General features: G+C 60.7%; 27 protein-coding genes and 1 tRNA gene. 8 read left to right on the plus strand and 20 right to left on the minus strand.

All coding sequences use genetic code 11. From position 1 onward, the window contains the following. Positions 1-66 precede the first annotated feature (66 nt). Complete coding sequence (gene leuA, locus AX768_RS00660; protein WP_062000662.1) at positions 67-1725, minus strand: 2-isopropylmalate synthase; 1659 nt, start codon at positions 1723-1725, stop codon at positions 67-69. A gap of 424 nt (positions 1726-2149) precedes the next feature. Beyond that, a complete protein-coding gene (gene ybiB / locus AX768_RS00665) occupies positions 2150-3118 on the minus strand; it encodes a DNA-binding protein YbiB (protein WP_062000663.1) in 969 nt (322 codons plus the stop codon). Positions 3119-3343: 225 nt separating this feature from the next. Between ybiB and AX768_RS00670 the strand changes: the two genes are divergently transcribed. From AX768_RS00670 to AX768_RS00680, 3 genes are read left to right on the plus strand one after another with little or no spacing between them, the layout of a single operon-like run. Then, the gene (locus tag AX768_RS00670) at positions 3344-4042 is read left to right on the plus strand and encodes a fumarylacetoacetate hydrolase family protein (RefSeq protein WP_061998352.1); all 699 of its coding nucleotides are present in this window, start codon (positions 3344-3346) and stop codon (positions 4040-4042) included. A gap of 21 nt (positions 4043-4063) precedes the next feature. Then, positions 4064-4708, plus strand: coding sequence for a maleylacetoacetate isomerase (gene maiA, locus AX768_RS00675; protein WP_061998353.1), 645 nt, complete (start codon positions 4064-4066; stop codon positions 4706-4708). Continuing rightward, positions 4705-5316 (plus strand): LysE/ArgO family amino acid transporter, encoded by a 612-nt coding sequence (locus tag AX768_RS00680; RefSeq protein ID WP_061998354.1) that lies wholly within the window; start codon positions 4705-4707, stop codon positions 5314-5316. Before maiA ends, AX768_RS00680 begins: the two co-directional genes overlap by 4 nt. 42 nt (positions 5317-5358) lie before the next feature. Here the strand turns inward: AX768_RS00680 and ftsY are convergent, their stop codons facing one another. Further along, positions 5359-6597 (minus strand): signal recognition particle-docking protein FtsY, encoded by a 1239-nt coding sequence (gene ftsY, locus AX768_RS00685; RefSeq protein ID WP_061998355.1) that lies wholly within the window; start codon positions 6595-6597, stop codon positions 5359-5361. 49 nt (positions 6598-6646) lie between these two features. Continuing rightward, a complete protein-coding gene (locus AX768_RS32495; RefSeq protein WP_155524148.1) occupies positions 6647-6796 on the minus strand; it encodes a hypothetical protein in 150 nt (49 codons plus the stop codon). A 145-nt stretch (positions 6797-6941) separates the two neighbouring features. Here AX768_RS32495 and rsmD point away from each other — a divergent pair, with 145 nt between their 5' ends. The 3 genes from rsmD (at position 6942) to AX768_RS00700 (ending at position 8630) form a co-directional block, all read left to right on the plus strand. Beyond that, complete coding sequence (gene rsmD / locus AX768_RS00690; protein WP_082778709.1) at positions 6942-7634, plus strand: 16S rRNA (guanine(966)-N(2))-methyltransferase RsmD; 693 nt, start codon at positions 6942-6944, stop codon at positions 7632-7634. A 189-nt stretch (positions 7635-7823) separates the two neighbouring features. Then, on the plus strand, positions 7824-8327 hold the full coding sequence (gene coaD, locus AX768_RS00695; protein ID WP_061998356.1) for a pantetheine-phosphate adenylyltransferase: 504 nt from the start codon (positions 7824-7826) through the stop codon (positions 8325-8327). 45 nt (positions 8328-8372) lie between these two features. Next, entirely contained in the window at positions 8373-8630 is a 258-nt protein-coding gene (locus tag AX768_RS00700) for a YfhL family 4Fe-4S dicluster ferredoxin (RefSeq protein ID WP_061998357.1), read from the plus strand. Between the two features lie 30 nt (positions 8631-8660). Here AX768_RS00700 and hisC read toward each other — a convergent pair whose 3' ends face one another. The 8 genes from hisC to AX768_RS00740 all read right to left on the minus strand — a co-directional run bounded on the left by hisC (position 8661) and on the right by AX768_RS00740 (position 15881). Next, positions 8661-9725 carry a histidinol-phosphate transaminase gene (hisC, locus tag AX768_RS00705; RefSeq protein WP_061998358.1) on the minus strand — a complete coding sequence of 355 codons (1065 nt, stop codon included), beginning with the start codon at positions 9723-9725 and terminating at the stop codon, positions 8661-8663. 27 nt (positions 9726-9752) lie between these two features. Next, positions 9753-10355: an aminoacyl-tRNA hydrolase gene (gene pth / locus AX768_RS00710; RefSeq protein WP_061998359.1), complete on the minus strand. Its 603-nt coding sequence runs from the start codon at positions 10353-10355 to the stop codon at positions 9753-9755. 152 nt (positions 10356-10507) lie between these two features. Then, positions 10508-11134, minus strand: a complete 627-nt coding sequence (locus AX768_RS00715) for a 50S ribosomal protein L25/general stress protein Ctc (RefSeq protein ID WP_061998360.1) — start codon at positions 11132-11134, stop codon at positions 10508-10510. Between the two features lie 161 nt (positions 11135-11295). Next, complete coding sequence (locus AX768_RS00720) at positions 11296-12249, minus strand: ribose-phosphate pyrophosphokinase (RefSeq protein WP_061998361.1); 954 nt, start codon at positions 12247-12249, stop codon at positions 11296-11298. Between the two features lie 48 nt (positions 12250-12297). Next, a tRNA-Gln gene (locus tag AX768_RS00725) sits at positions 12298-12374 on the minus strand. 55 nt (positions 12375-12429) lie between these two features. Next, positions 12430-13350 (minus strand): 4-(cytidine 5'-diphospho)-2-C-methyl-D-erythritol kinase, encoded by a 921-nt coding sequence (ispE, locus tag AX768_RS00730; protein ID WP_082778710.1) that lies wholly within the window; start codon positions 13348-13350, stop codon positions 12430-12432. 30 nt (positions 13351-13380) lie between these two features. Further along, entirely contained in the window at positions 13381-14001 is a 621-nt protein-coding gene (lolB, locus tag AX768_RS00735; protein ID WP_061998362.1) for a lipoprotein insertase outer membrane protein LolB, read from the minus strand. 11 nt (positions 14002-14012) lie between these two features. After that, the gene (locus tag AX768_RS00740) at positions 14013-15881 is read right to left on the minus strand and encodes a tetratricopeptide repeat protein (RefSeq protein WP_061998363.1); all 1869 of its coding nucleotides are present in this window, start codon (positions 15879-15881) and stop codon (positions 14013-14015) included. A gap of 85 nt (positions 15882-15966) precedes the next feature. Here AX768_RS00740 and mutM point away from each other — a divergent pair, with 85 nt between their 5' ends. Then, positions 15967-16797 (plus strand): bifunctional DNA-formamidopyrimidine glycosylase/DNA-(apurinic or apyrimidinic site) lyase, encoded by an 831-nt coding sequence (gene mutM, locus AX768_RS00745; RefSeq protein WP_061998364.1) that lies wholly within the window; start codon positions 15967-15969, stop codon positions 16795-16797. Between the two features lie 5 nt (positions 16798-16802). Next, positions 16803-17861, plus strand: a complete 1059-nt coding sequence (gene mutY, locus AX768_RS00750) for an A/G-specific adenine glycosylase (protein WP_061998365.1) — start codon at positions 16803-16805, stop codon at positions 17859-17861. Here mutY and AX768_RS00755 read toward each other — a convergent pair. From AX768_RS00755 to lptA, 8 genes are all read right to left on the minus strand, one after another. Further along, the gene (locus AX768_RS00755) at positions 17858-18490 is read right to left on the minus strand and encodes an LON peptidase substrate-binding domain-containing protein (protein ID WP_061998366.1); all 633 of its coding nucleotides are present in this window, start codon (positions 18488-18490) and stop codon (positions 17858-17860) included. The genes mutY and AX768_RS00755 overlap by 4 nt on opposite strands. Positions 18491-18526: 36 nt before the next feature. After that, positions 18527-19423 carry an RNase adapter RapZ gene (rapZ, locus tag AX768_RS00760; RefSeq protein ID WP_061998367.1) on the minus strand — a complete coding sequence of 299 codons (897 nt, stop codon included), beginning with the start codon at positions 19421-19423 and terminating at the stop codon, positions 18527-18529. 72 nt (positions 19424-19495) lie between these two features. Continuing rightward, positions 19496-20464, minus strand: coding sequence for an HPr(Ser) kinase/phosphatase (hprK, locus tag AX768_RS00765; protein WP_031357600.1), 969 nt, complete (start codon positions 20462-20464; stop codon positions 19496-19498). A gap of 163 nt (positions 20465-20627) precedes the next feature. Further along, positions 20628-21083: a PTS IIA-like nitrogen regulatory protein PtsN gene (gene ptsN, locus AX768_RS00770; RefSeq protein ID WP_061998368.1), complete on the minus strand. Its 456-nt coding sequence runs from the start codon at positions 21081-21083 to the stop codon at positions 20628-20630. A gap of 400 nt (positions 21084-21483) precedes the next feature. After that, entirely contained in the window at positions 21484-21837 is a 354-nt protein-coding gene (gene hpf / locus AX768_RS00775; protein ID WP_056357928.1) for a ribosome hibernation-promoting factor, HPF/YfiA family, read from the minus strand. Positions 21838-22009: 172 nt separating this feature from the next. Further along, the gene (locus AX768_RS00780; RefSeq protein ID WP_061998369.1) at positions 22010-23527 is read right to left on the minus strand and encodes an RNA polymerase factor sigma-54; all 1518 of its coding nucleotides are present in this window, start codon (positions 23525-23527) and stop codon (positions 22010-22012) included. A 167-nt stretch (positions 23528-23694) separates the two neighbouring features. Continuing rightward, on the minus strand, positions 23695-24462 hold the full coding sequence (gene lptB / locus AX768_RS00785) for an LPS export ABC transporter ATP-binding protein (protein WP_172811958.1): 768 nt from the start codon (positions 24460-24462) through the stop codon (positions 23695-23697). An 11-nt stretch (positions 24463-24473) separates the two neighbouring features. Continuing rightward, on the minus strand, positions 24474-25172 hold the full coding sequence (gene lptA, locus AX768_RS00790; protein ID WP_061998371.1) for a lipopolysaccharide transport periplasmic protein LptA: 699 nt from the start codon (positions 25170-25172) through the stop codon (positions 24474-24476). Positions 25173-25193: the final 21 nt, after the last annotated feature.

Consider the following 25193-nt stretch of genomic DNA (forward strand, 5'->3'; position numbering starts at 1 on the left):
AGCGCAGATCGCGGTGCCGGTCCCCAGGAATCACCTGTTTTACCACTCGCAAAAATTTGCTAAACGCTAAGCCGCAACCGCTTCGTCCTCCACCGCCTTGCGTCCCGCCCAGCGCGAGCGGTTGACTGCGCTGATAATCGCATCGCTGATTGCCTGAACCGCGTTTGCATGCACGGCGACGCCGTAACGCGCGGTCTGATCGCCAATCCGGCAACCGATGAACACCGCCGTCTCTCCCTTAGCCGTCACCGCTGTCTCAAACGAAGTCACACCGACCGCGGCGCCCGCCGCCTCGCTCATTGCAGCCGCGACGGCCTGGGCATGCGCTTCGTCGGCCGTCTTCGACACCGGCACCACTACGCGACGGTCGTTGAAGCGAATCGCCGAAGCGTCGGCGCGTGACGCGGGCCCTTTTGCATCGAAGTATTCGCGTTTGAAGAGGGCGCAAATGGCGTCGCCTGAAACTTCTTCGCCGGAGGAATCGGCGACTTTTTGAACAGCGTGGCTGAACTCGATCTGCACGCGCCGCGGCGGCGTGAAGCCCAACCCGCGTTCGAGGAGATAAGTCGCGCCTCCCTTGCCCGACTGGCTGTTCACGCGGATCACGGCGTCGTAGCTACGGCCGAGGTCGGCGGGGTCGATCGGGAGATAGGGCACCTCCCACACGGTGCCGGCCACGCGCTGCGCAAATCCCTTGCGGATTGCGTCCTGGTGCGAACCTGAGAAGGCCGTGAACACGAGATCGCCGGCATACGGGTGACGCGGATGCACGGGGATCAGATTGCATCGTTCGACGACACGCCGCACGCCATCGATATCCGAAAAATCGAGGCCTGGGTCGACGCCTTGTGTGTACAGGTTCATGGCGAGCGTGACGAGATCCACGTTGCCAGTGCGCTCGCCGTTGCCGAAAAGACATCCTTCCACGCGATCCGCGCCTGCCAGGATCGCGAGTTCCGCCGCGGCGACCGCTGTGCCGCGATCATTATGCGGATGCACCGAAAGCACGATGCTGTCGCGATAACCCATGTTGCGGTCCATCCATTCGACCTGATCCGCGAACACGTTGGGCATGGCCGCTTCGACCGTGGCGGGCAAGTTCACGATCATCTTGTGATCGGGCGTCGGCCGCCACATTTGCGCGACGGCGTCGCAGACTTCGCGGGAAAACGAAAGCTCGGTCATGCTGAACGTTTCCGGCGAATACTGATACGTCCAGCGCGTGCCGGGGTGCGCTGCGGCGCATTCCTTGATGATGCGCGTGCCTTCCACCGCCAGCGCCTTGGTTTCTTCCTTCGTCATCCCGAAGACGATTTTTCTGAACGACGGACAGATCGCGTTGTACAGATGCACGATCACGTTCGGCGCGCCTTCCACCGCTTCAAACGTTCGCTCGATGAGGTCCCGGCGCGATTGCACGAGCACTTCGATGGTGACATCGGCGGGAATGCGGTTTTCCGTGATCAGCTTGCGCGCGAAGTCGAAATCTGTCTGCGATGCCGACGGAAAACCCACTTCGATTTCCTTGAAACCCACCGCCACCAGCATCTCGAAGAATTCGAGTTTGGCGTCGATGCTCATCGGGTCGATCAGCGCCTGGTTGCCGTCGCGAAGATCGGTACTCATCCAGATGGGCGCCCGTTCGATCGTACGGGTCGGCCATTGGCGGCCTTTGAGCGTGACTTGAGGAAAAGGGCGGTATTTCTCGGAAGGGTTGCGCATCATCATCGTGGGCCTCGGCTGAACGCGTTGTACGCGTGAAAGCGCAGTCGTTGCGAGGCGGACACTTGGCCGGCGGCTTGCCGGCATGGGTCCGATGCGCGCTGCCAGGGTTCACGTGTTGCCCGGACGCGGATGACGCCGGTGACAAACGTGAACGATGCAAATGCAGCGTGCATGTGATCCTCGCGTTTTCGTGGCCGTGGATGAACGGACGAAAGCAGACGACTACGGGTGGTGAAAAGGGAACTGCGAAAGGGGCACTACGGAACTACAGGCGGGACCGGGCGTTGGGAACGCACGGCGCCACGTTTAGCGACTTACGCTAGACGTAGCGATAGGGGCCGCGCTAGGCGACCCAGGGTAATTCGAAGGGAGGAGAACTGGGCAAAACTCATTTCTGCACAGTAGCCGACGGCGTGCGGGTTTGTCAACCTTCTTGTCTTCTGACGATTTCCGCAATCAGCTCGGCCTGACGCGCGAGTGCGGCGGGAATCGGTGCTTCGCCGCGCAGAACGGTCTCGATCCAGCGCGCGGTAGTCGCTGCGTCGAGGGCCTCGGGCAAGGGCACGGCAGGCGCTTCCGGCGACGAGCGTTCCGGCGAGACCAGCGTTTCCGCGTGACCATCGTGAAACCAGTCGACTTGCACTTGACGGCGTGTATCGGCGACCGCTTCGCCTTCCGTGCCTCGGGCGAGCAGCGCGCCGCCAGCGGCGGCATCGGGATGTTCGGTGAAAAGTCCCGTCAGGCTTTCCCGATATTCCGGATGCGTGTAGTTCACGAGCCGCAGGCCGGGCTGCGCGAACGGCTGGAGGATCTTGACGAGCGTGTGCGTGGAATTGCGCACGCCCATGATCCGCCGGATGGCGAGAAGACGCGCGAGCTTCGGCGCGAGCACCCCGATGGGCGCGAACGACAGGCGGCGGGAGGCGAGGTTGTCCTCGATTTCATCGTGTGACGTCGATGCTTCGATACCCAGTTCCGCGAAGATCGCGGCGCTCGTCACGCGCCCCGGATCGTCGGTGACGCCATGCACGAGCACAGGCACGCCTTCACGCGCGAGCAGCAGCGCCAGAAGCGGTGTCAGGTTGGGCTGCTTGCGCGCGCCGTTGTAAGTCGGAATCGATACCGGACGCGCGTCATCGCGGCCATTCTGGATATGCAGCGGCTCGAATGAACGATGCGCGGCCGCGAGCATCGCGGCGAGCTCCGCCGAGGTCTCCCCCTTCACGCGATACGCCAGCAATACCGCGCCGAGCTCGAGGTCGGAGACGCGGTTGTCGAGCATCGCTTCGTAGAGCGCGTATGTGTCCTCGCGCGTGAGCGCACGCGCACCGTTTGGCCCGCGGCCAATTTCCTTGATGAAACGGGCGCAGGGGAAAGCAGGGGAGTCGGTCATCGAATGGTCCGGGCGGCCGTCTGGTTGTGCACGTTCAGCCGCTTCAGTTGCGCAGTGCGGAAACATATTCAGTACCGCATTTGCGGCGGCCTTGCAAGCAATTGAGCCGCGTCTGCCTCACCTCCCATGCCATTCGGCCGAGTCGCGACGGCAAACCGCGCACGTTAAACTTGAGTCCTTGGTCGAGCCATCCGGGTCGAGTCATACCAACAGGAGAGAAGCGCGATGAGTCATGTATTTGCTGCGGCGCCCGTGGTCGCTGTACCGGTAGCCGGTTCCAGCGACGAATTTCCGGTTCGCCGGATTTATTGCGTCGGCCGGAACTACGAGGCGCACGCGCGTGAGATGGGCCACGATCCGGACCGCGAGCCGCCGTTCTTTTTCGCCAAGCCCGCTGATGCCGTGCTGTTTGTCGCACCCGGCGCGACCGGCGAATTCCCGTATCCGTCGCAATCGAAGAATGTGCATTTCGAGATGGAACTGGTTGCGGCCATCGGCAAGCGGGGCAAGGACATTCCCGCCGATCAAGCGCTTGACTACGTGTTCGGCTATGCGCTCGGCCTCGACATGACTCGCCACGACTTGCAGGCCGAAGCGAAGAAACTCGGCCGTCCGTGGGATACCGCGAAGGGCTTCGATCATTCGGCGCCGCTTGGTCCAATTCATCCGGTCGCGCAAGTCGGTCATCTGGAAAAAAGCGCGATCTGGCTCACGGTCAACGGCGAAGAAAAGCAGCGCTCGGACATCTCGCAACTGATCTGGTCGGTCGGCGAGACGATCGCGTATTTATCGACGTTGTTCGAGTTGTTCCCCGGCGACCTGATTTTCACGGGCACGCCTGAAGGCGTCGGCGCAATCCAGAAAGGCGACTTGATGAAAGGTGGCGTGGACGGAATCGGCGAATTTGCGGTGCGCGTGGTCTGACTTTAAAAACGGGAGGGGACGATGAAGCTCTATAGCTATTTTCGGAGTTCGGCCGCGTATCGCGTGCGGATTGCGCTGAACCTCAAAGGGCTCGATTACGACTACGCACCGATTCATCTGCTGCGCGATGGTGGGGAGCAACTTAAGCCCGAGTATCGAGAGCTGAATCCGGATGGCATCGTGCCAACGCTCGTGGACGGCGACGACGTGCTGACGCAGTCGGTTGCGATCATCGAATATCTGGAAGAGACGCATCCCGAGCCGGCATTGCTGCCGGGCACCGCTCTCGATCGTGCGTTCATTCGTTCGGTCGCGCTGCAGGTGGCTTGCGAAATTCATCCCATCGACAACTTGCGGGTGCTGAAGTACCTGAAGCACACGCTGAAGGTTGGCGAAGAAGCGAAAGACGCGTGGTACCGGTATTGGCTGGAAGCGGGATTCAGCTCGCTGGAAAAGCGTCTTGCGAACGATCCGCGCGTGGGCGCGCTGTGCTTCGGCGATACCCCCACGCTTGCGGACCTGTGTCTCGTGCCGCAAGTGTTCAATGCGCGGCGTTTCAACATTGATATGAGCCGGTATCCGACGATCGAACGTATCGTCGATCACGCTGGGCAAATCGATGCGTTCGCGCGCGCCGCGCCAGGGCAGCAACCGGACGCAGAATGACGACAGCAGTTTTTTTATCCGGCGCCGGGCTTGGCGCAAGTTTGATCATCGCGATTGGCGCTCAGAACGCGTTTGTATTACGGCAGGGCTTGAAGCGCAGACACGTAGGCCTGGTCGTCTCGATCTGCGCGCTGATCGATGTGTTGCTGATTGGATTGGGTATAGGCGGAATGGGGGCGTTGATTGCCCGCGCGCCGGTGCTGCTCGACGTGATTCGATGGGCTGGCGCGGTGTTCCTGTTCCTCTATGGCGTTCGGGCTTTTCATGCGGCATGGAAAGGGCCGGGGCATTTGCAGGCCGAAAACGGCGAGACGCAGACGGCGTTGAAAGCGGCATCGACTGTGCTCGCCTTGTCGCTGCTCAATCCGCACGTTTATCTGGACACCGTCGTGTTGCTCGGTGGAATCGGCGCGCAATACGCCTGGCCGGGGAACGCGTGGTTCGCAGCCGGGGCGATGTGTTCGTCGGTTATCTGGTTCACCACGCTCGGGTTTGGCGCCCGATTGCTGCGGCCGCTGTTCGAGAAAGATCTCTCGTGGCGCGTGCTCGATGTGATCGTGGGTGTGGTGATGTGGTGGATTGCCGGGATGCTGATCTTTTCGCGGTGACGCTTTCGCTGCGGGCATCATGGAAACGCCCGCAGCATCGGGTCAACTGCCCAGCAACGCATCCGCGAATTCGTCGGCGCTGAACGGCTGCAGGTCTTCCACCTTCTCGCCCACGCCGATGAAATAAACCGGAATCGGACGTTGGCGTGCGATCGCGGCGAGAATGCCGCCCTTGGCGGTGCCATCTAGTTTCGTCACAATCAACCCGGTCAGTCCGAGGGCATCGTCAAAGGCTTTTACCTGGGCGAGCGCGTTCTGGCCCGTGTTTGCGTCGATAACCAGCAAGACTTCGTGCGGCGCATCCGGCTGCGCCTTTGCGATCACCCGCTTCACCTTGCGCAGTTCTTCCATCAGGTGAAGCTGGGTCGGCAGACGGCCGGCGGTGTCAGCCATCATCACGTCGATCTTCCGCGCCTTTGCGGCGCCAACCGCGTCGAAGATCACGGCGGCTGCATCGCCGCTTTCCTGCGATAAAACCGTCACGTTGTTCCGCGCACCCCACACGCGCAATTGCTCGCGCGCCGCGGCGCGGAACGTGTCGCCGGCGGCCAGCAACACCGACTGGTCGAAGCTTTGCAAATGCTTGGCCAGCTTGCCGATGCTCGTCGTTTTTCCCGCGCCGTTCACACCGGCGATCATCATCACGAGCGGTTGCGCGCGGCCGAGCATCAGCGATTTTTCAAGCGGTCGCAGCAGATCTGCGAGGAGTGAACGCAGCGCGGCCTTCACTTGCATTGCGTCGGTGAGGCGCTCGCTGCGCACTTTTTCGCGCAGTTCTTCGAGCAGATATTCGGTGGCGTCCATGCCGGCGTCCGACATCAGCAACGCGGTTTCCAGCTCTTCGTAAAGATCGTCGTCGATCTTCGCGCCGACGAAAATCCCCGTCAGCCCCGAACTCGTCTTCGACAAACCCGTTTTCAGCCGCGTGATCCAGGAGCGTTTTGCGACCTCTTCCGGCTCAGGCGGCGGCACGATGACAGCCGTTTCCTGCGCCGCGGTCCATTGAGATGCCGTGCGTCCTTGCCAGTAGGGCTTCGCTTGCGCTGCAGGTGAGTTGTCGAGCGGTTGAGCCGGGGTTACCGGTGTGGTGGCGTGCTGGAGCGGAAGGTCAGTAGTATCCACCGGCTGTGCCGGCGTGACGGGCGTGGTCGCATGCCGGAGCCCTTCTTCGGCTGGGATTTCCGCTTCGTCTTCGGAATCCAGGCCGCCTGCGTCCTCGACCTGATCTTCCTCAGGCGTGTCGCTCGTTTTGCCTACTAATCGTTTGAAAAAGCTGAACATGGTCTGCAGTGGTGAAGGAGGCGTTTCATCTGTATTGTCGCAAGCGTGTTCAGGAGTCGAACGCCCGCAAAAAAGCCAGGATGACATGGGCCGCCGTGCCGCGAAAAACCGCCAAAAACAGCGGGAAGAGCCGGGCGAAAGGCGTAAAAACACAAAAGAAACGTATTTTATCAGCCGGCACCGATTGTAGTGTCTGCATGGCGGCATGCCTCGACATCGGGGACAGCAGGGCTGTGGTAACGTGCCCGCATCGGTGACGCGATCAATCGCACGCCGGCAATGCTTGCAGTCACTTTTTCTCTGCCCCGCGCCCGGCTAAACCAACTGCCAACTCACGCACGTCCATGTCCCGCTCTGACATCACCCGAACGCTCACACGAAATCCCGAACGCACCCGCGATAAAAACCGCGACACCGCGCCGAGCCAGCGGGAGCCGAAAGTGCGTGAAGCGCTGCCGTCACGGGGCGGCAAGCCGCATTCCATTCGTATCATCGGCGGTGACTGGAAGCGCACGCCGCTGCCGGTGCTGAGCCTGGATGGTTTGCGCCCGACGCCCGACCGCGTGCGTGAGACGCTTTTCAACTGGCTTGGCCAGTCACTCGATGGCCGCCGTTGCCTCGATCTCTTCGCCGGCAGCGGCGCGCTCGGTTTCGAAGCTGCGTCGCGCGGCGCCGCACGGGTCCTGATGGTGGAGCGCAGCGGCCGCGCGGTTGCGCAATTGAAGGCGAACCAGGCGCGTCTCGCCGCGAAAAACATCGAGATCGTCGAAGCCGATGCGCTGCGGCTCGCCGCAAACCTGCCGTCGAACTCCTTCGATGTCGTGTTCCTCGATCCCCCTTTCGGCGATACCGCCATGCTCCAGCGGGCGCTTGAACTCGCGGCGCCGCTGGTATCGGCGAATGGATTGTTGTACGTGGAATCGGGCGAACCGCTCGACCCCGCGGAAGTCCCGGTCCTCGCCGGATGGGCAATTACCCGCGAAGGCAAGGCCGGCGCGGTCCGCTATCATTTGCTGCAGCGCGAAAATGAGGAATAATGCGCGTTCCGAAAGCTGGCCGGCGATGCGCCGGTTTCGGCGGAAGGAACATGCGAAGGGCCTGCATCGGGGCATGATTAGAGACGGCTTCTTGTAGATACCGGCATCGTCCCAATTTTCATCTGGCGAAGTATCGTCAGGAATTCTGCAAAAAAGCGCCAGAAAAAGTATCAGAAGAGGAGATGCCCCATGGTTACTGCCGTTTATCCGGGAACGTTCGATCCGCTCACGCGCGGTCACGAAGACCTTGTGCGACGCGCTTCGAGTATTTTCGATACGCTGGTGGTTGGCGTCGCCGACAGCCGCAACAAGAAGCCGTTTTTCAGCCTGCAGGAACGGCTGGACATTGCCCACGAAGTATTGGGGCACTATCCAAATGTCAAGGTGATGAGCTTCAAGGGACTTTTGAAGGATTTCGTACGCAAGAACAATGCGCGCGTGATCGTGCGAGGGTTGCGTGCCGTCTCCGACTTCGAATATGAATTCCAGATGGCCGGCATGAACCGTTACCTGTTGCCCGACGTCGAAACCATGTTCATGACGCCCTCGGACCAGTACCAATTCATCTCGGGCACGATCGTGCGCGAGATCGCGCAACTGGGCGGCGATGTCAGCAAGTTCGTGTTTCCATCGGTGGAAAAGCGCCTGCAGGACAAAGTGGGTCCGATCGCGCCTGATTCATCGACGCCCTGAGGGCATCGAAATGCCGGCTGAAACGCCGGACGAAGAGAGTAAAGCATGGCCCTGTTCATTACCGACGAGTGCATCAACTGCGACGTGTGCGAGCCCGAGTGCCCGAACGACGCCATATCGATGGGTGTCGACATCTACGTGATCGACCCGAAAAAATGCACGGAATGCGTCGGACACTACGACGAACCGCAGTGCGTGCAAGTGTGCCCCGTGGAATGCATTCCACGCGACCCGGCGCATGACGAAAACCCCATCCAGTTGATGGCGAAATATCACGCGTTGATGAAGGCGAAGGGCGTTTGAAGTTGGAGTAACGCCCAACGCCCAACGCAGTTAAAGCACCGCGCGCAACGCGGCCACGAGCGCATCACATTCGGCGTCCGTCCCGACGGTAATCCGCAAGTGTTGATCGATCCGTGGCGGCCTGAAATGCCGCACAAAGATCTCCTTTTCCTTCAGGCTCGCGGCGAGCGCTACGGCGTCGTGTGCCGGATGGCGCGCGAATACGAAGTTCGCCGCCGACGGCACCACGTCGAATCCCAGCGCCTTCAATTCAGCCGATAACCGCTCGCGGCTCGCGATCACCTTCGCGCAGGTAGCGCGGAAATAATCGTCGTCCTCGAACGACGCGATTGCCGCAACCTGCGCCAACCGGTCGAGCGGATACGAGTTGAAGCTGTCCTTCACGCGCGTGAGCGCCTCGATCAACGCCTCGTGTCCCAGCGCATATCCGACGCGCATTCCGGCCAGCGAACGCGCCTTCGACAACGTCTGGACCACCAGCAGATTCGGATATTCATCGACCAGAATGGCCGCCGATTCCGCGCCGAAGTCCACATACGCTTCGTCGATCACGACAACAGAATCCGGGTTCGCCGCGAGCAGGATACTGATCTCGTCGAGCGGCAACGCGCGGCCCGTGGGCGCATTCGGATTCGGCAGCAGGACGCCGCCATTGGGCGCACGATAATCATCGACATCAATACCAAAATCCGCGTTCAGCGCCACCGCGTCGAACGCGACGCCATACAACTGCGCGTACACCGGATAAAAGCTGTACGTGATATCCGGGAAACGGATTGGCGTGTTGTGCTTGAGCAGCGCCTGGAAGGTGTGCGCGAGGACTTCGTCAGAGCCGTTGCCGACGAACACTTGCTCCGCGCGCAATCCGTGATGCTGCGCAATGGTTTCGCGCAGCGCGCGTGCCGTCGGATCGGGGTACTTGCGCAGCGAATCGCCGTTGTTCCCAAGCTCGCGCGTGATGGCATCGATAACCCGCGGCGACGGCGGATACGGATTTTCGTTCGTGTTGAGCTTCACGGGACGCGCGAGCGCGGGTTGTTCTCCCGGCACATACGGCGTCAGCGTATTGACAATGTCGCTCCAGAAACGGCTCACGTTTCGCTCCTTATCAAGGCATTCAGTTCAACCGGCGCGGTGCAGGTTCATCACCGCGCGTTCCATTTCGTCGTTGATCGCGACAGGCATGACGGCAAGCGCGCGTTCGATCGATGCATCGATCACGTCCTGCTCTTCGCGGCGCGGCGGTTTCAGCACGAAGTTGGCGACATCGGGCTTGGCCCCGGCGCGTGATGCTTCGGGAATCAGATCCCGTGGATGCCCGATGCCAATCCTCAAGCGCCAGTATTGCTGCGACGACAAATGCGCGGAGATGTCCTTCAGGCCGTTATGGCCGCCGCTGCCGCCACCGAGCTTCAGCTTGACTGTGCCGGGCGGCAAATCGAGTTCATCGTGCGCGACGAGTATCTCGTCCGGCAGGATCTTGAAGAACTGGGCGACGGCTACGACCGATTGCCCCGATCGATTCATGAACGTCTGCGGCTCGAGCAGATGGATCTCATGGCCATTGAGCCGGCCCCGCCCGTAATGGCCGTGGAACCGGCGTTCATCGCGCAGGGATGCCCCCGAGTCGCGCGCCAGTTGATCGACGAACCAGAAGCCTGCGTTATGGCGCGTCGCGGTATATTCGGCGCCCGGATTGCCGAGCCCGACGATCAGTTTGATCATGTTCAATCGTGGCGGCGTGGCTGCGCGCGAATCAGCGCTTCAAACCTCGACCGCACCAGAAAAAGGCTAAAAAAAACCCGCCGGCGCAGAGCAACGGCGGGTCACTTTGTCCACTCGTGAGAGTGGACTCAAGCGTACAGGCTTCAGCAGACTTATGCAGCCGGCTTGTCGCCTTCGGCAGCGGCATCGCCAGACGCGGCTTCCTCGGATACAACGGCAGCCGGAATGGTCGCCGAAGCGATAACCGGGTTTTCTGCTTCGAGGTGAGCGATCAGCGCCACGCCCTTCGGCAAAGCGATGTCCTTCACGTGCAACGCCTGACCCGCTTCGATCTTGGCCAAGTCGAGTTCGACGAATTCCGGCAGGTCAGCCGGCAGACATTCGATTTCGATTTCGTTGATCACGTGCGAGATCACGGCGCCACCGGTCTTCACAGCCGGGTTGGTTTCCTGGTTCAGGAAGTGAACCGGAACCTTGGTGTGCAGCTTCTTCGATGCATCGACACGTTGGAAGTCAACGTGCAGAACCATTTGCTTGAACGGATGGTATTGCACGTCGCGCAGCAGAACTTGTTGCGTCTTGCCGGCAACTTCCAGTTCGAGAATCGACGAATGGAAAACTTCTTTCTTCAGCGCGTGCCAAAGGGCGTTGTGATCGAGCTCAACAGCCAGAGCTTCAGCATTTGCGCCATATACGATACCCGGCGTCTTGCCCGAGTTACGCAGGCGGCGGCTCGCACCCGTACCGTGCAGATTGCGCTCAAAAGCGACTACTTTCATGATTCAACTCCATAATCTGCCCGCGACCAGGCAGTGAAAACGGGGCTGTCCGCGAAAGCGTTCAGCCCCAGAGCAGCGATTCAGGCCTTCGTTCGCCTGAACCGATTACGCGGTATTGAGAAGTTTGATCTCCGCTTCACCGCAAATACTTTCAACCTCGTTCAACCCTCGGCGAACAGCGACATGACCGAGTCGCCGCGCCGGATCCGCGAGAATGTCTCGGCCAGCAAACCCGCGCTCGACAATACACGCACTTTGGTGCATGCGCGTGCTTCGTCGGAGAGGGGAATGGTGTCCGTCACAACCAGTTCGTCCAGTTCCGATGCCGCGATCCGTTCACCCGCGCCGCCCGACAAAACCGGGTGCGTGGCATAAGCGAATACTTTTACGGCGCCGCGTTCCTTCAAAACCTGTGCTGCCTTGCAAAGCGTGCCGGCGGTGTCGACCATGTCGTCCATGATCACGCACGTGCGGCCTTCCACTTCACCAATGATGTTCATCACTTCAGCGACGTTCGCCTTCGGGCGACGCTTGTCGATGATCGCGAGATCGGTGTTGAGCTGCTTGGCCAGTGCCCGGGCGCGAATCACACCGCCTACGTCAGGGGAGACGACCAGCAGGTTTTCGTGATTTTGCTTGCGCAGATCGCCGAGCAGTACGGGCGTTGCGTAGATGTTGTCGACCGGGATGTCGAAGAAACCTTGAATCTGGTCGGCGTGGAGGTCCATGGTGATGACACGATCCACACCGGCAATTTCAAGCATGTTCGCCACGACTTTCGCCGAAATGGCGACGCGAGCTGAACGGGGACGACGGTCCTGGCGGGCATAACCAAAGTACGGGATGGCTGCGGTGATCCGGCCAGCGGATGCGCGCTTGAGCGCATCGACCATGATCATGAGTTCCATCAGCGTGTCATTGGTCGGTGCGCAGGTGGACTGCAGCACGAACACGTCTTTGCCGCGCACGTTTTCCTGGATCTCGACCATGATTTCGCCGTCAGAAAAACGGCTGACCATTGCCTTGCCGAGAGGGATACCAAGGATTTTGACGACTTCCTGTGCAAGCGCGGGATTCGCGTTGCCAGTGAATACCATCAGGCCGTCACTGCTCATCGTGCACCTGTTCTTGGCTGGGGCGAGAGGAAAAACGCGGGAAATTAATGGCAGGGGAAGAAGGATTCGAACCTTCGCATGCTGGAATCAAAATCCAGTGCCTTAACCAACTTGGCGACTCCCCTACACTAACTTTGAGTCTTACCGGGCAGTGTAGGCCAAACCCGGCAAAACGAAACTTTACGACGCGAAAGCGAAGAGAGGATGCGAATCCAGGCTTTCGGTCACTCTGCTTTTCCAGCTTGCCGGGAGTTTGGCTTGCGCCATCTCAGCTTCGGCTCTACTACGAAAAGCGGCAAACACGCTCGCTCCAGATCCGGTCATTCGCGCAGGTGAAAGATTCGAAAACCACTCCAGCACCTGAGCTACTTCCGCGTACTTCTCTGTCACAACTGACTGCATGTCATTTCGACCGAAACTGTCTGGCCAATCTGCTTCAGAACTATGTTGTGCAAGGAAGTCCGTTATTGTGAGGACTTTTGAGTCCCTTGTCAACGCTTTCTCTGAAAAAATCGCGGCAGTTGGAACATGCACCGCAGGACTCACCACCAAGAAGAAACGTTTCGGTAAATCGACCGCCTGCAGCGCTTCGCCCACACCTTCAGCAAAAGCATTTTGACCGAAAACGAAAAACGGTACATCGGCGCCGAGTTTCAATCCAAGATCCTGCAGCGCCTGCCTCGACAAACCCAAGCCCCACAAGCGATTCAGTGCAAGCAGTACGGTAGCGGCATCAGAACTGCCACCGCCGAGACCGGCGCCCATAGGCAGTATTTTATCAATTTCTATGTTTACGCCAAGGGGGGTGCCGGTGGTCGATTGCAGCAGACGTGCCGCGCGTACAACAAGGTCATCCGCTTCGGGAACGCCCGGAACGTCGGTAATTCGTGCGATCACGCCATCATCGCGGCGGGCAAAGTGGAGCACGTCGCCCCAGTCGAGCAACTGGAACACCGTCTGTAGCGCGTGATATCCGTCGGAACGCCGCCCCGTGATATGCAGGAAAAGATTGAGCTTGGCAGGCGCAAGACAGTTGCGCAGGGACGCGTCGACCAGCGGACGCGCCTTGACCTGCGATAAGCCCGGTTCAGTTGAAGACATGCCGATAGGTGCGAAAAGGTGCGAAAAACGTTACTGGTCGAGGACGAGCTTGATATCGAGCGGCGGTTCTTCGCGCGACAGGTTCAGGCGTTTGACGCCAGTGGCGGGTGCATCGGCATAGGCCAGATAGTCGATGGTCCAGCCGTCCTGCTTGATCTGCTTCAGGTGGTCATTTTGCGACGACGAGTCCATGGTCGTGCGTGCCCGGGAAGTCGGCGCCGGCGATGGCTGCAGCCAGTAGCGCAGACCTTCCACTGGCAACGCGAAGCCCATTGTGTTGCGCATCAGTTCCGAGACATTGTCAGCGGTTTGTGGGTCACGGTTGGGCAATTCCAGCGTGGCCGATGACGGCGACGACGTCACGATAGCCATGGTCTGCCCCAGCGGATTGCGCAGTTGCAACGTGACGGTATCGCCCGTTTCCTGCCAGTCGAAGTTGCCGTACGCGTTGCGTTGCTGACCGTTCTGGTCGTCGTACTGGACTGCAAACCGGCCGTGATACGCGCGGGTCGTTTGCGCCGTGACGGCGGTTGCCGCATTCGATGTTGTCGGCACCCGCGGTTTGACCGCGCAGCCGGAGAGGACCACGGCGCTTGCCGCCATCAACGCCAGTGCGCTGCGTCGAGCGCGCTGGCCGTTCAGAACATTCATTGCATTCAAGTTCAAAGGTCGTTCACCTGGAATCGTTTGAGCGTTTTGACGAGCGTGTCGTTGCCGGGTTCGAGCTTTTGCGCCTGACGCCACGTGCTGCGAGCCTGGTCCTGCTGCCCGGACTTCCATTGCACTTCGCCGAGATGCGCGCCGATTTCCGCGTTCGGCTGCAAATCGTAGGCTTTCTTCAGGATGTTGGCCGCTTCGGCGTCATTGCCCTGCCGATACTTCGCCCAGCCCAGGCTGTCCATGATGAACGCATCGTTCGGCGCCAGCGATACCGCCTTTTCAATCAGCTTCACCGCTTCGTCCAGACGCTCGTTGCGATCGACGAGCGAATAACCGAGCGCGTTATACGCTTGCGGGTTATCCGGCTGGGTCTTCATCAGCTTGCGAAGCTGCATTTCCATTACGTCGTAGTGGCCGTTTTTCTCGGCGGCCATTGCGTAGTCGTACGTGAGATCGGGGTCTTCGGGGAAAGCCGCCGATGCCTTCGACAAAGCCGCCTCCGCCTCCGGATATCGCTGCGCCTGGAACAGCAGCGACGCATCCGTGCGGGCGAGCAAAGCGAGGTCGCGCGGATCCGAAGTCTGCAGGCTGCCGAGCAACTGACGGGCTTCGTCGACCTTGCCGTGGTTCGCGAGAATCTGTGCGCGCGTGACCTGCGCCGGCAAGTACTGCTGGCTCGAACGCGTGATCTTGTCGAGATACTGGTTCGCCGCGACATCGTCTTTCTGATCGAGCGAGATCTGCGCGAGGTAGATGTACGCCTGACCCGGATCGGCACCCGGCGTGGCTTCAGCCGCCTTGGCGTACTGATTCAGGTAATCCTTCGCCTTGTCCGGCTGCTTCTTCTGGATGTTGATCAACGCGAGCGCCATCAGCGGCGTCAGGTCCTTCGCGTCGTTCTTGCGCATGGCTTCGAACTGCTTTTGCGCGTCATCGAGCCGATCCGCCGATAGATAAAGTTGCGCGAGCGCAAGCCGCGCGTCGTGCGACTTCGGATTCTTGTCGACGTACTTTTCGAACGAAGCGATACCTTCGTTGCGCTCAGCCGGGCCCATGCGTGCGAGCGTCAACGCGGCGGGCAAGTAGTCGGGCTTGAGCTGCAGTGCTTTTTCAAGCGATGCCTTCGCACCCGGCTGGTCGTCGGCGGCGATTTGCTGACGGGCGAGCGCGAGTTGCGTTTCGGGCCGGTCCATGTCGTTCTTGACCAGATCCTTCAACACATTCAGCCCACCTACGCGATTGGGCCCGCGCGAGATCAGGACCTGCAGCGAGATGATGGCGTCGCCGCGCTGTTCCTGCGGAATCTTCGCGAGTTCGCCGGCAAGGATCGGTTCGGCGTCGTCGGGCTTGCCCGACAGGATCAGCAACGACGCGCTCAATTGCGCTGCGCGTTCCGAGTTCGGCGAGAACTGCTGCCAGAGCTGAACGGCCGTCAGCGCGTCGTTGGGACTTTGTGCGGCAATCGCAATCTCGGTTGCGCGTTGGGCGAAACGAGGGTCGTGCGTATCGCGCGCGAGCGCGAGATACGTCTGGTAAGCGGGCGCTGCCTGGCTGCGCTGCAATGCGACTTCGGCCGCGAGCACCTGGAACACGATCTGGCTGGACGCCGCAATATTGGGCAAGTCCTGTGTTTCCTTGCCCGTGGGCGGCGCGGTAATCAGGTCGGCTGCGCTGATGGCGGCCTGGTCGTCGTCCGGCGCAGGGAGTTGCGCCGGGCTTTGAGCGTGGGCGGAGCCAAGCGCGAACACTGCCACGGCGAGCGCAACCGCTGCCGCAAGCTTGTTCGTTGGGACCGGCTTACCGCGTGCCGCAATCGTTTCAGCGGCCGCTGCACGCTGTTTCGAAAACAACTTAACGAAGGACAAGTTCATGGAAATCCGATCAATGTTTCAGTCGATTGTATCGCGCTCGCTACAATACGCGCACGTCCCACAGCAAGTTGCAGACCAGTAAAACATGCCAGAGCTGCCGGAAGTCGAAGTAACCCGACGCGGTATTGAACCGTTCGTTGCCGGCCGCCGTGTCGAGCGTGTCGATATCCGCACGCCCGCGCTTCGATGGCCGATTCCCGCGCATCTTTCAAAGACGATGAAAGCGCTGAAGATCGACAAGGTCGAGCGCCGCGGCAAGTACCTGCTGTTCGAAACCTCCGAAGGTTGGCTGATCGTGCATCTTGGCATGACGGGAACGCTGCGGGTCTTGCGTAACGTGCCGCGCCCGCCCGATGCTGCAAAGCATGATCATATCGATTTGATCTTCGACGACTTCATTTTGCGCTTCCGGGATCCTCGGCGTTTTGGCGCCGTGCTCTGGCATGCGCGCGAAGACGGCGACGTTCTCGATCATCCGCTGCTTGCCGGCCTGGGCGTCGAGCCATTTACCGCCGAATTCTCCGGCGCGCTGCTGTACCGCATGACCCGCGGGCGCAAGGTGTCCGTCAAACAGGCGCTGCTCGCGGGGACGATGGTTGTGGGCGTCGGCAATATCTATGCATCGGAGAGCCTGTTTCGTGCCGGAATCCGGCCGACAGTCGCCGCGGGGCGCGTCTCGCTCGTGCGCTACGATCTTCTCGCCGACGCCGTGCGCACGACGCTCGCGGCGGCCATCGAAAAAGGCGGCAGTACGCTGCGTGATTTTGTCGGCAGCAATGGTGAGTCCGGTTATTTCCAGCTCGATTATTTCGTCTATGATCGCGCCGGCCTGCCGTGCCACGTTTGCGGCACGGCCATCAAACATATCGTGCAAGGCCAGCGATCCACGTACTTTTGCCCGCGCTGCCAGCGCTAGCCGACATGCTCCAGCTCACCGACTTCTCCACCCGTCTTATCGCGTGGCAACGCGTTCACGGCCGTCATGACCTGCCGTGGCAGAACACGCGCGATGCGTACCGGATCTGGCTGTCCGAAATCATGCTGCAGCAGACGCAGGTATCGACGGTGATTCCGTATTACGCACGGTTTCTCGAGCGTTTCCCCGATGTGGACACGCTCGCCGCCGCGCCTGTTGATGACGTCATGGCCCTTTGGGCCGGCCTCGGCTACTACTCACGCGCGCGAAACCTGCATCGGTGCGCCGATGTCGTCGCGACCGAACATGGTGGTGCGTTCCCGCGCAGCGTCGATGAACTCGCGGAATTGCCTGGAATCGGCCGCTCGACGGCGGCGGCGATTGCATCGTTCGCGTATGGTGCGCGTGCGACGATTCTCGATGGCAACGTGAAGCGCGTATTGGCGCGCGTGTTCGGCGTAGAAGGATTCCCGGGCGAGAAGAAAGTCGAGAACGCGATGTGGACGCTCGCCGAATCCTTGCTGCCAGATGCTGCGCACAAGGACGAAGTCACGGCCTACACGCAGGGTTTGATGGATCTGGGCGCAACGCTTTGCGTGCGCGGCAAGCCGGATTGCGCGCGCTGTCCGTTCGCGCCGGATTGCGTAGCGAATGTCACCGGGCGGCAAAAACAGTTGCCCACGGGGCGGCCGAAGAAGACGGTCCCGACGCGCAAGACATGGATGCTGGTTCTGCAGGACGGCGACACGGTTCTGCTCGAAAAACGGCCGCCCAGCGGCATCTGGGGCGGCCTCTGGAGCCTTCCCGAAGCCGCAGATGAAGACGCTCTGATTGCCGTCGCTCACAGCCTTGGCGGCACGGATACGCTTCAGCGCCTGAGCCCGTTCACGCATACGTTCACGCATTTCAAGCTGGACATTGAGCCGCGTCTTGGGCGCGCGGATGCCGCAGCAGAACTCGCCGACAACCACACGGTCTGGGCGTCGTTATCGAATATCGATGCTTACGGTGTGCCAGCGCCGGTGCGCAAACTCCTCGACGCGCTGCAGGGCTCGCTGCTTTAAAGCAACTGGTGCTGCTGCATGTAGTGATGCACGACATCGATACGCGCCGCCGCATCTTCCAGTTCCATCAGCTTTTGCCGGGCGCGCATGGGTATTGGCAGGATCTCGGACAAACGGTTCGATACCCACGTCGGGTCATCGAGCAGGAAAGGTTCGGTGAAGGGCAGGTCCTTCGGTTCACGCGCCTTGATTGCATCGATGATCCGCTCCAGAACCTCCGCGCACGCACCGAACTTCACCAGCGCCTCGGCATTTTCCAGCGGTGCGTCGTCGCCAATCGTCTCTGCCACGCCGACCAGCAGGTTGCTCGGTTCAAGGCGATGCGAAAGCAAACGGAACCGCGTCGTGCCGCGCGCCTGGATCAGCAGCATGCCGAACGTGTCCACGTCGCATTGCGTGATTTCGGCAAGGCACCCAATGCTTTCCGGCACGGATGGATCTCCCGGCGACGCGATCTCGTTCCCGCTTTTCAGCAAACAGACGCCAAACGGCGTGCCCTCGCGCAGGCACGCGCGCGCCATGTCGAGATAACGCGCTTCGAAGATTTTCAGGGGAAGATGGCCACCGGGAAACAGCACGGTGTGCAGAGGAAACAGCGGCAGGTCGGCGAGAAGGGGATTGGTGGACATCGCGCGCTTCTTCTAAAAAAGGCCGCCCGAAGGCGATCAGGTTTGCAAGGGTGCGACGTTTCCATCGACGGCGATGGGTGCGTCGCGATGCCGCACGATCACATTGGCGCTCTCGCCAAACCGCGTGGCCAGCGTCTGGGCGATGAACACCGAGCGGTGCTGGCCGCCCGTGCAGCCGATCGCGACCGTGAGGTAACTGCGGTTGTCTTCGCGAAACTGCGGCAACCATTTCGCAATGAACGTGCCGACGTCGTCGATCATCTGATGAACCATCGGCTGGGCCGACAGGAAATCGATCACCGGCTGGTCCAGGCCCGTCAGCGGCCGCAACTCGCGGTCGTAATAGGGATTGGGGAGCGTGCGGACATCGAAGACGAAATCGGCGTCGAGTGGCACGCCGCGCTTGAATCCGAACGACTCGAACATCAGCGTCAGCCCGGCCGTTTCCTGCTCCACGAAGCTTTTCACCCACGCGCGCAACACGTTCGCGCGCAGGTTGCTGGTGTCGATCTGATGGCCGAATTCCGCAAGCCCCGACACCAGTTCGCGTTCCCGTTCGATGGCTTCGCCAAGCGACGTGTGCAGGCCGACGTCGGCGTCGTGCGTGGGCGACCCGGACAAGGGATGACGGCGGCGCGTCTCGGAAAAACGCTGGATCAGCGACTGCGTGCTGGCGTTGAGGAACAGCACGCGGACATCGAAGGATTGCGTGAGACCGTTGATGATGGCCGGGACTTCGTCGAGCGAACGGCTGGAACGGGCGTCGATGGCAACCGCGAGGCGCGCCTGCCCTTTGGAGTCGAGATACGTTGCGAGCTCGGGCAAAAAGCGCGGCGGCAAGTTGTCGACGCAATAGTAGCCGGCGTCTTCGAGCGCGTTCAGGGCGACGGATTTGCCGGAGCCGGAAATGCCGGTAATCAGGATGATGCGCATGAATGAGGACTCGTCAGAATGGGCGAAAGTTCGGGTCCAGACGTCGCGGGCTTGGTGCTCGATATCAGCCGGTCAGATCAGCTTGCCGGGGAACTGGCTCTCCGGGTCCTGCATGGCAAGACGCTGACGATCCATGAAATCCCGCAAGGTATCGATACCCCGCAGTTGCAAGATCGTGTTGCGCACTGCGGCTTCGACGAGCACGGCGAGATTTCGGCCGGCCGCCACCTGAATGGTTACCTTGCTGATTGGCAAGCCGAGCACATCGACCGCCTGGCTTTCCAGCGGCAGGCGCTGGAATTCACCGTCCGGCCGGCGCACGAGCTGAACGATCAGCTTGAGCTTCATTTTCCGCCGGACCGCGGTTTCACCAAAGATGGTCTTTATGTCCAGCAAGCCAAGACCGCGGACTTCGAGCAGGTTCTGCAGCAGCGGCGGGCACCGTCCTTCGACAAAATCCGGACCCAGGCGCACGAAGTCTACGGCGTCGTCCGCGACAAGACCGTGACCACGGCTGATCAACTCAAGCCCGAGTTCGCTTTTGCCGAGTCCCGAGTCGCCCGTCAGCAGCACGCCCATGCCGAGGATATCGAGAAATACGCCATGAAGCGTGGCGCGCGGCGCGAGTATCCGCGACATATAGAGCCGCAGGCTGTCGATCACGGCGGCCGCCGACATGCGTGTGGTGAACAGCGGCGTGGACGAGCGCGTGCATCGCAGAACCAGTTCGGGTGGCGCTCCGACTTCGCCGGCAACCACCAGGAAAGGCGGTTCGAGCGCGATCAGCTCGGCCATATTGCGCGAGCGATCTTCGTCGGACTGACGCTGGTAATAGGTGATTTCGGCGTCGCCGAGCACCTGGATTCGGTTGGGGTGAATCAGGTTCAAGTGGCCGACCAGGTCGGCACTCGATGTTGCATTGGCGACCGTCTCTGTCGAGAAGCCGCGTTCCCAGCCTTCGTGACCCGTCAGCCAACTCAGTTTGAGCGCGGCCGCGTTGTCGTCGAAAATACTTTGGGCATTGATGCTGGACGTATCCATGAGGCCGGAACTCCGTGAGGGGCCGCGAGCGCTGGGCGACCGAGAGGGCCGGGGTTGGCCCTTTCAGTGCTCCGCTCAATAGGACTGATTGTGCGCTAGAAGGGCCGCCGGCGCGAGAGGGCTGCTCGCGCCGTATGCGTGGTTTCGAGCAGATTTGACGGGTTCAGGCCTGCCATTGCGTGAGAAGCTGGTGCAGCGCCTCACGGTTTTCTTCGGTGTTCAGGCGTTCACGCGTGTCCCGATCGGACAATAACTGTGCAATCTCCGACAGGATTTCGAGGTGTTGCTGCGTGGCCTGCTCGGGCACGAGCAAAAAGATCAGCAGCGACACAGGCTGACCATCTGGCGATTCGAAGGCGATCGGCTCGGCGAGGCGCACGAAAGCGGCGAGCGGATGCTTCAGGCCCTTGATACGTCCGTGGGGAATGGCAACGCCTTCGCCCAGACCGGTCGAGCCGAGGCGCTCGCGCGCGAAGAGATTGTCGGTGACGGTGCTGCGGCCAATGCCGTTCTGATTCTCGAAGATCAGGCCCGCTTGCTCGAATACGCGTTTCTTGCTGGTGACGGACAGTCCGAGGACGACATTTTCGAGGGGAAGAAATTTGGCTAAACGATTCATGTTGGCAGGCAGATGCGTGGCCTGAATTCTCCTCACGGTGGCGACTTCAGAAGCTCGAAATGGCACTGAGCGCGCACGGCGATTTTGGTTAGGAATGCGCGGAAGACCCAATTTCAGTCTCGACCCACTCGTTTCATTCCGATTAACAACCCCGGTATTACCCGGACCATTATAGAACAGCGTCATCAGCGATGGTGCGGCGCGCAATACGGCGCCAACGTTTGGTACCACCAACGCAACACCGCAATTGCCGGAGACAAAAAAGCCGCCTGCTGTCAGGCGGCTGCTGTGGGAAGGCGGGTTCGGTGCTGCTTGTCCGAACCCGGCGCATCAGAAAAATCCTTCAAGCTGATGCGCTGCCCACGCTTTCGATACAAACCTCTAAAAAGTGCCCAGCAACTTACGGCGCAGGCGCTTCGCTTTCTTGCGGTTCGTACTTCATTGTTGCATGCGCATGGCCCTGGATCTTGTCCTTATGGCGCAGGACCTGCCGATCCAGCTTGTCGACCATCAGGTCGATTGCTGCGTACATATCAACGTCACAACTTTCGATGAAGATGTCCTTGCCCTTCAGGTGCAGGTTGATTTCGACCTTCTGCCGCTTGTCCTTTTCCCTATGATTGTCGACCGAGAGGACCACACTGCCGTCGATCACCTGATCGAAGTGCCGAAGCACTCTATCCAGTTTGGTGATCACATATTCTCGCAACGCAGGCGTCAATTCGAGATGGTGTCCACTGATCTGCAGATTCATAGTTGCTCTCCAAGCTAATGGCCGCCTGGTCGCTTGTGCGCTGCTGAAAACCGGTCGCTGCGCCCGTGGTTGGCCATTGTTGCTGATGGCTGAACGGATCGGGAACGCATCGGCCGGCTCGTTCGCGTGTTCGCGACGCGGCCGGTAAAGGCCCGCCGCAACATGCAGCGGGCTACAGAGACTTTCGCAGGTTCACTGCCGGAATTTTCAGGGCTTCGCGATATTTGGCCACCGTGCGGCGCGCCACCACGAACCCTTGTTCCGCCAGCAATTCGGCGATGCGGCTGTCTGAAAGAGGAGATTTTGAGTCTTCGGCTCCTATCAGTTGCTTGATGAGTGCCCGGATCGCCGTTGACGATGCCGCGCCACCCGTGTCGGTAGAAACGTGCGATCCGAAGAAGTACTTGAATTCAAGCGTCCCGAACGGGGTCAGCATGTACTTGCCGGTTGTCACACGTGAGACAGTGGATTCGTGTAAACCCAGCGTATCAGCAATCTCCCTCAAAACCAAGGGCCGCATTGCAATTTCACCGTGCGCGAAAAAGTTCTTCTGACGCTCCACAATTGCTTGCGCCACGCGAAGAATTGTCTCGAATCTTTGTTGAATATTCTTAATTAACCAGCGCGCTTCCTGCAGTTGCTGACGCAACGAACCGCTGCCCGGATCACCGCGATTGTTGCGCAGAATATTCGCGTAAAGGTGATTGATTCGCAGCCGAGGGACGATTTCCGGATTCAATTCCGCAGTCCATCCGCTCGACATCTTGCGCACCAGAATGTCGGGAACCACGTAATCCGCCTCGCTCTTGCCGAACGCCGCACCCGGAAACGGTTCGAGCGAACGGATCAGCAGGTGGGCGTCCCGCAATGCGTCATCCGAGGCTTTGAGCTGCTTGCGAAGGCGCGTGAAATCGCGCGCGGCGAGCAGCTCGAGATGATGCATGACGATATCCAGCGCCAGCGTCCTGATAGGCGTCGATTCGAGCCTGAGAAGCTGCAGCTTGAGACATTCCGATGCCGAGCGCCCGCCGACACCCGGCGGATCGAAACTTTGCAGCAGTGCGAGCGCAGCGCTCAACTCGTCGAGATCGACTTCGAGTTCGTCGGGCAGGTCGGCCTTCACTTCATCGAGTGAGGACGTGAGGTAACCGTCTTCGTCGAGCGATTCGATCAGGAACGTGATCAGCGCACGATCGCGCTGATTGGCCTTTGTCATGCGCAACTGCGACATCAGGTGATCGCGCAGCGTGGTCGTGGATTCGTGGATTTGCAGCGGGGGCAGGTCATCGTCGTCCGAACCGCTGTTCGAGCGGCCGTAGTCCTCCAGGTTCCACGAACTGGAATCCGGGCCGTTGTCCGACGAACTCATGCCGTTGTATTCGTCGACGCCCTGCGGCTCGCCGTTTTCCGAGCGCTCGGTCGTGCTGCTGCTCGACGACGTGCCGTTGCTCATCATGGGCTCGGGCGCGCTCACCGAAGCGCCTGTGGTGATCAGCGAGCCGTCCGCCGCCACGCGCAACGGACTGGTGGTCCAGTCGTCCTCGTTTTCGAGCAAGGGGTTCTGCGCGACAGCCATCGCGACTTCCTGCTGCAATTCGAGCGTCGACAACTGCAGCAGCCGGATGGACTGCTGCAGTTGTGGGGTCAGCGCAAGATGCTGCGATAGGCGTAGTTGGAGGCTGGCTTTCATGGCAAGGTTTTAATCATTGTAGAGAGTTTGCCACGGGCGCGAAACCTCGCGGGGATCGGCCAAAAACAAGCGTGCCGCCCGCGGGCGGCACGTAAGAATTGCTGGCGGTGCTCCAGACCCCTGCTTTCCAGCCCATCGGGCTGGCGCCGGGCGCGGAGCCCACGCCGTCACATGCGGAAATGTTCGCCGAGATACACGCGTCGCACGCTCTCGTTTTCGATGATGTCGCTCGGCGCGCCGGCCGCGAGCACGCTGCCGTCGCTGATGATGTACGCGTGATCGCAAATGCCGAGCGTCTCACGCACGTTGTGGTCGGTGATCAGCACGCCGATGTTCCGCTGCTTCAGGAACTTCACGATCTTCTGGATTTCGAGCACGGCGATCGGATCGACGCCGGCAAACGGTTCGTCCAGCAGGATGAAAGCCGGATTGGTCGCAAGCGCGCGGGCGATTTCCACGCGACGGCGTTCACCGCCTGAAAGCGAGAGCGCCGGGTTCGCACGCAAATGCGCGATCTGCAGTTCGTCGAGCAAGGCTTCTGCACGATCCGTTATGGCTTGCTTGGAAAGCGGCTTGTCGTTCTCGCCGGTCTGCAGTTCGAGCACGGCGCGAATGTTCTGCTCGACGGTGAGCTTGCGGAAAACCGATGCTTCCTGCGGCAGGTAGGACAGTCCGAGGCGCGCTCGCTGGTGAATCGGCAACAGGCTGATGGACGTGCCATCGAGTTCGATTTCGCCGGCATCGAGCGGAACGAGGCCCACGATCATGTAGAACGAGGTGGTCTTGCCCGCGCCGTTCGGCCCGAGCAGCCCGACCACTTCGCCGCTTTTCACGTCGAGCGAGACGTCCTTCACGACCGTGCGCGAGCCGTAGCGTTTCTTCAGATTGCGCACGGTGAGCGAACTGCTCGTTCCTTCCGGCTTTCGATGAGGCATGGCGGGCGAGTTCACGGCTGCGGCGATCCTTGCAACGTGTTGGACGGGGTGAGTTTGGCCGGCCCGCCGGTCAGCGGTGCGGCACCGCCGTTGCGCGGCGCGAGCATGGCGCGGACACGGCCGGTCGGGTTGCCCGGACCCGCGACGTCCTTGCCGGCTTTCGCCGTATAGAAGTCCTTTTGCCCGTCGTAGGTGATCACGCTGCCGTGCACTTCGTCCTGAATCTTGGTCAGCCCGACCAGGCGGCGCACGACCGCGCGCGTGGTGAGCGTGGTGAGATCCTGCTTGCCGTCGTAGTCGATCCGCACGGCATTGCCTTCGATGTATTCATCCAGGCCGTCGCGTTTCTGGCGGAAATACGAGAGATTGTTGCCCGTTGACGTGCCGGTGGCGTACTGATAACCCTGCGGGTCCTGCGTCACTTCCACGCGATCAGCCTTGATGATGATCGTGCCTTTGGTCGCGACCACGTTACCCGTGAAGATGTTGACCTGCTTCAGGTCGTCGTAGGTCATGTTTTCGGCCGAGATGTTCAGCGGTTTGTCGCTGTCGGCGCGTTCGGCATGTGCGGCTGGGGCGAAACCTGCCAGCGGCAATGCCACGCAGGCTGCCGCCATCCCGAATTGCACGAGGCGTGCGGCGCGGCGCATGAACGCAGTGCGCGCTGCTCGCAGACGGCCTGGTTCGGGTCGGAGAAACGGTTTGTTCATGCAGTCACACTTGAATGGATT

Origin of the sequence: Burkholderia sp. PAMC 28687, from assembly GCF_001577465.1 — a bacterium.
GTDB lineage: Bacteria > Pseudomonadota > Gammaproteobacteria > Burkholderiales > Burkholderiaceae > Caballeronia.

Excerpts from the sequence above, each read along its gene's own strand:
- ybiB (WP_062000663.1), bottom strand. The coding sequence starts at position 3,118 with ATGACCGACTCCCCTGCTTTCCCCTGCGCCCGTTTCATCAAGGAAATT.
- AX768_RS00715 (WP_061998360.1), bottom strand. The coding sequence starts at position 11,134 with ATGAAAGTAGTCGCTTTTGAGCGCAATCTGCACGGTACGGGTGCGAGC.
- ptsN (WP_061998368.1), bottom strand. The coding sequence starts at position 21,083 with ATGAATCGTTTAGCCAAATTTCTTCCCCTCGAAAATGTCGTCCTCGGA.
- AX768_RS00670 (WP_061998352.1), top strand. The coding sequence starts at position 3,344 with ATGAGTCATGTATTTGCTGCGGCGCCCGTGGTCGCTGTACCGGTAGCC.
- rsmD (WP_082778709.1), top strand. The coding sequence starts at position 6,942 with ATGTCCCGCTCTGACATCACCCGAACGCTCACACGAAATCCCGAACGC.
- ispE (WP_082778710.1), bottom strand. The coding sequence starts at position 13,350 with ATGTCTTCAACTGAACCGGGCTTATCGCAGGTCAAGGCGCGTCCGCTG.
- pth (WP_061998359.1), bottom strand. The coding sequence starts at position 10,355 with ATGATCAAACTGATCGTCGGGCTCGGCAATCCGGGCGCCGAATATACC.
- AX768_RS00680 (WP_061998354.1), top strand. The coding sequence starts at position 4,705 with ATGACGACAGCAGTTTTTTTATCCGGCGCCGGGCTTGGCGCAAGTTTG.
- rapZ (WP_061998367.1), bottom strand. The coding sequence starts at position 19,423 with ATGCGCATCATCCTGATTACCGGCATTTCCGGCTCCGGCAAATCCGTC.
- AX768_RS32495 (WP_155524148.1), bottom strand. The coding sequence starts at position 6,796 with ATGCAGACACTACAATCGGTGCCGGCTGATAAAATACGTTTCTTTTGT.
- AX768_RS00720 (WP_061998361.1), bottom strand. The coding sequence starts at position 12,249 with ATGAGCAGTGACGGCCTGATGGTATTCACTGGCAACGCGAATCCCGCG.
- AX768_RS00740 (WP_061998363.1), bottom strand. The coding sequence starts at position 15,881 with ATGAACTTGTCCTTCGTTAAGTTGTTTTCGAAACAGCGTGCAGCGGCC.
- AX768_RS00700 (WP_061998357.1), top strand. The coding sequence starts at position 8,373 with ATGGCCCTGTTCATTACCGACGAGTGCATCAACTGCGACGTGTGCGAG.
- ftsY (WP_061998355.1), bottom strand. The coding sequence starts at position 6,597 with ATGTTCAGCTTTTTCAAACGATTAGTAGGCAAAACGAGCGACACGCCT.
- lolB (WP_061998362.1), bottom strand. The coding sequence starts at position 14,001 with ATGAATGTTCTGAACGGCCAGCGCGCTCGACGCAGCGCACTGGCGTTG.
- hpf (WP_056357928.1), bottom strand. The coding sequence starts at position 21,837 with ATGAATCTGCAGATCAGTGGACACCATCTCGAATTGACGCCTGCGTTG.
- maiA (WP_061998353.1), top strand. The coding sequence starts at position 4,064 with ATGAAGCTCTATAGCTATTTTCGGAGTTCGGCCGCGTATCGCGTGCGG.
- lptA (WP_061998371.1), bottom strand. The coding sequence starts at position 25,172 with ATGAACAAACCGTTTCTCCGACCCGAACCAGGCCGTCTGCGAGCAGCG.
- leuA (WP_062000662.1), bottom strand. The coding sequence starts at position 1,725 with ATGATGCGCAACCCTTCCGAGAAATACCGCCCTTTTCCTCAAGTCACG.
- hprK (WP_031357600.1), bottom strand. The coding sequence starts at position 20,464 with ATGGATACGTCCAGCATCAATGCCCAAAGTATTTTCGACGACAACGCG.
- coaD (WP_061998356.1), top strand. The coding sequence starts at position 7,824 with ATGGTTACTGCCGTTTATCCGGGAACGTTCGATCCGCTCACGCGCGGT.
- AX768_RS00780 (WP_061998369.1), bottom strand. The coding sequence starts at position 23,527 with ATGAAAGCCAGCCTCCAACTACGCCTATCGCAGCATCTTGCGCTGACC.
- AX768_RS00755 (WP_061998366.1), bottom strand. The coding sequence starts at position 18,490 with ATGTCCACCAATCCCCTTCTCGCCGACCTGCCGCTGTTTCCTCTGCAC.
- lptB (WP_172811958.1), bottom strand. The coding sequence starts at position 24,462 with ATGCCTCATCGAAAGCCGGAAGGAACGAGCAGTTCGCTCACCGTGCGC.
- mutY (WP_061998365.1), top strand. The coding sequence starts at position 16,803 with ATGCTCCAGCTCACCGACTTCTCCACCCGTCTTATCGCGTGGCAACGC.
- mutM (WP_061998364.1), top strand. The coding sequence starts at position 15,967 with ATGCCAGAGCTGCCGGAAGTCGAAGTAACCCGACGCGGTATTGAACCG.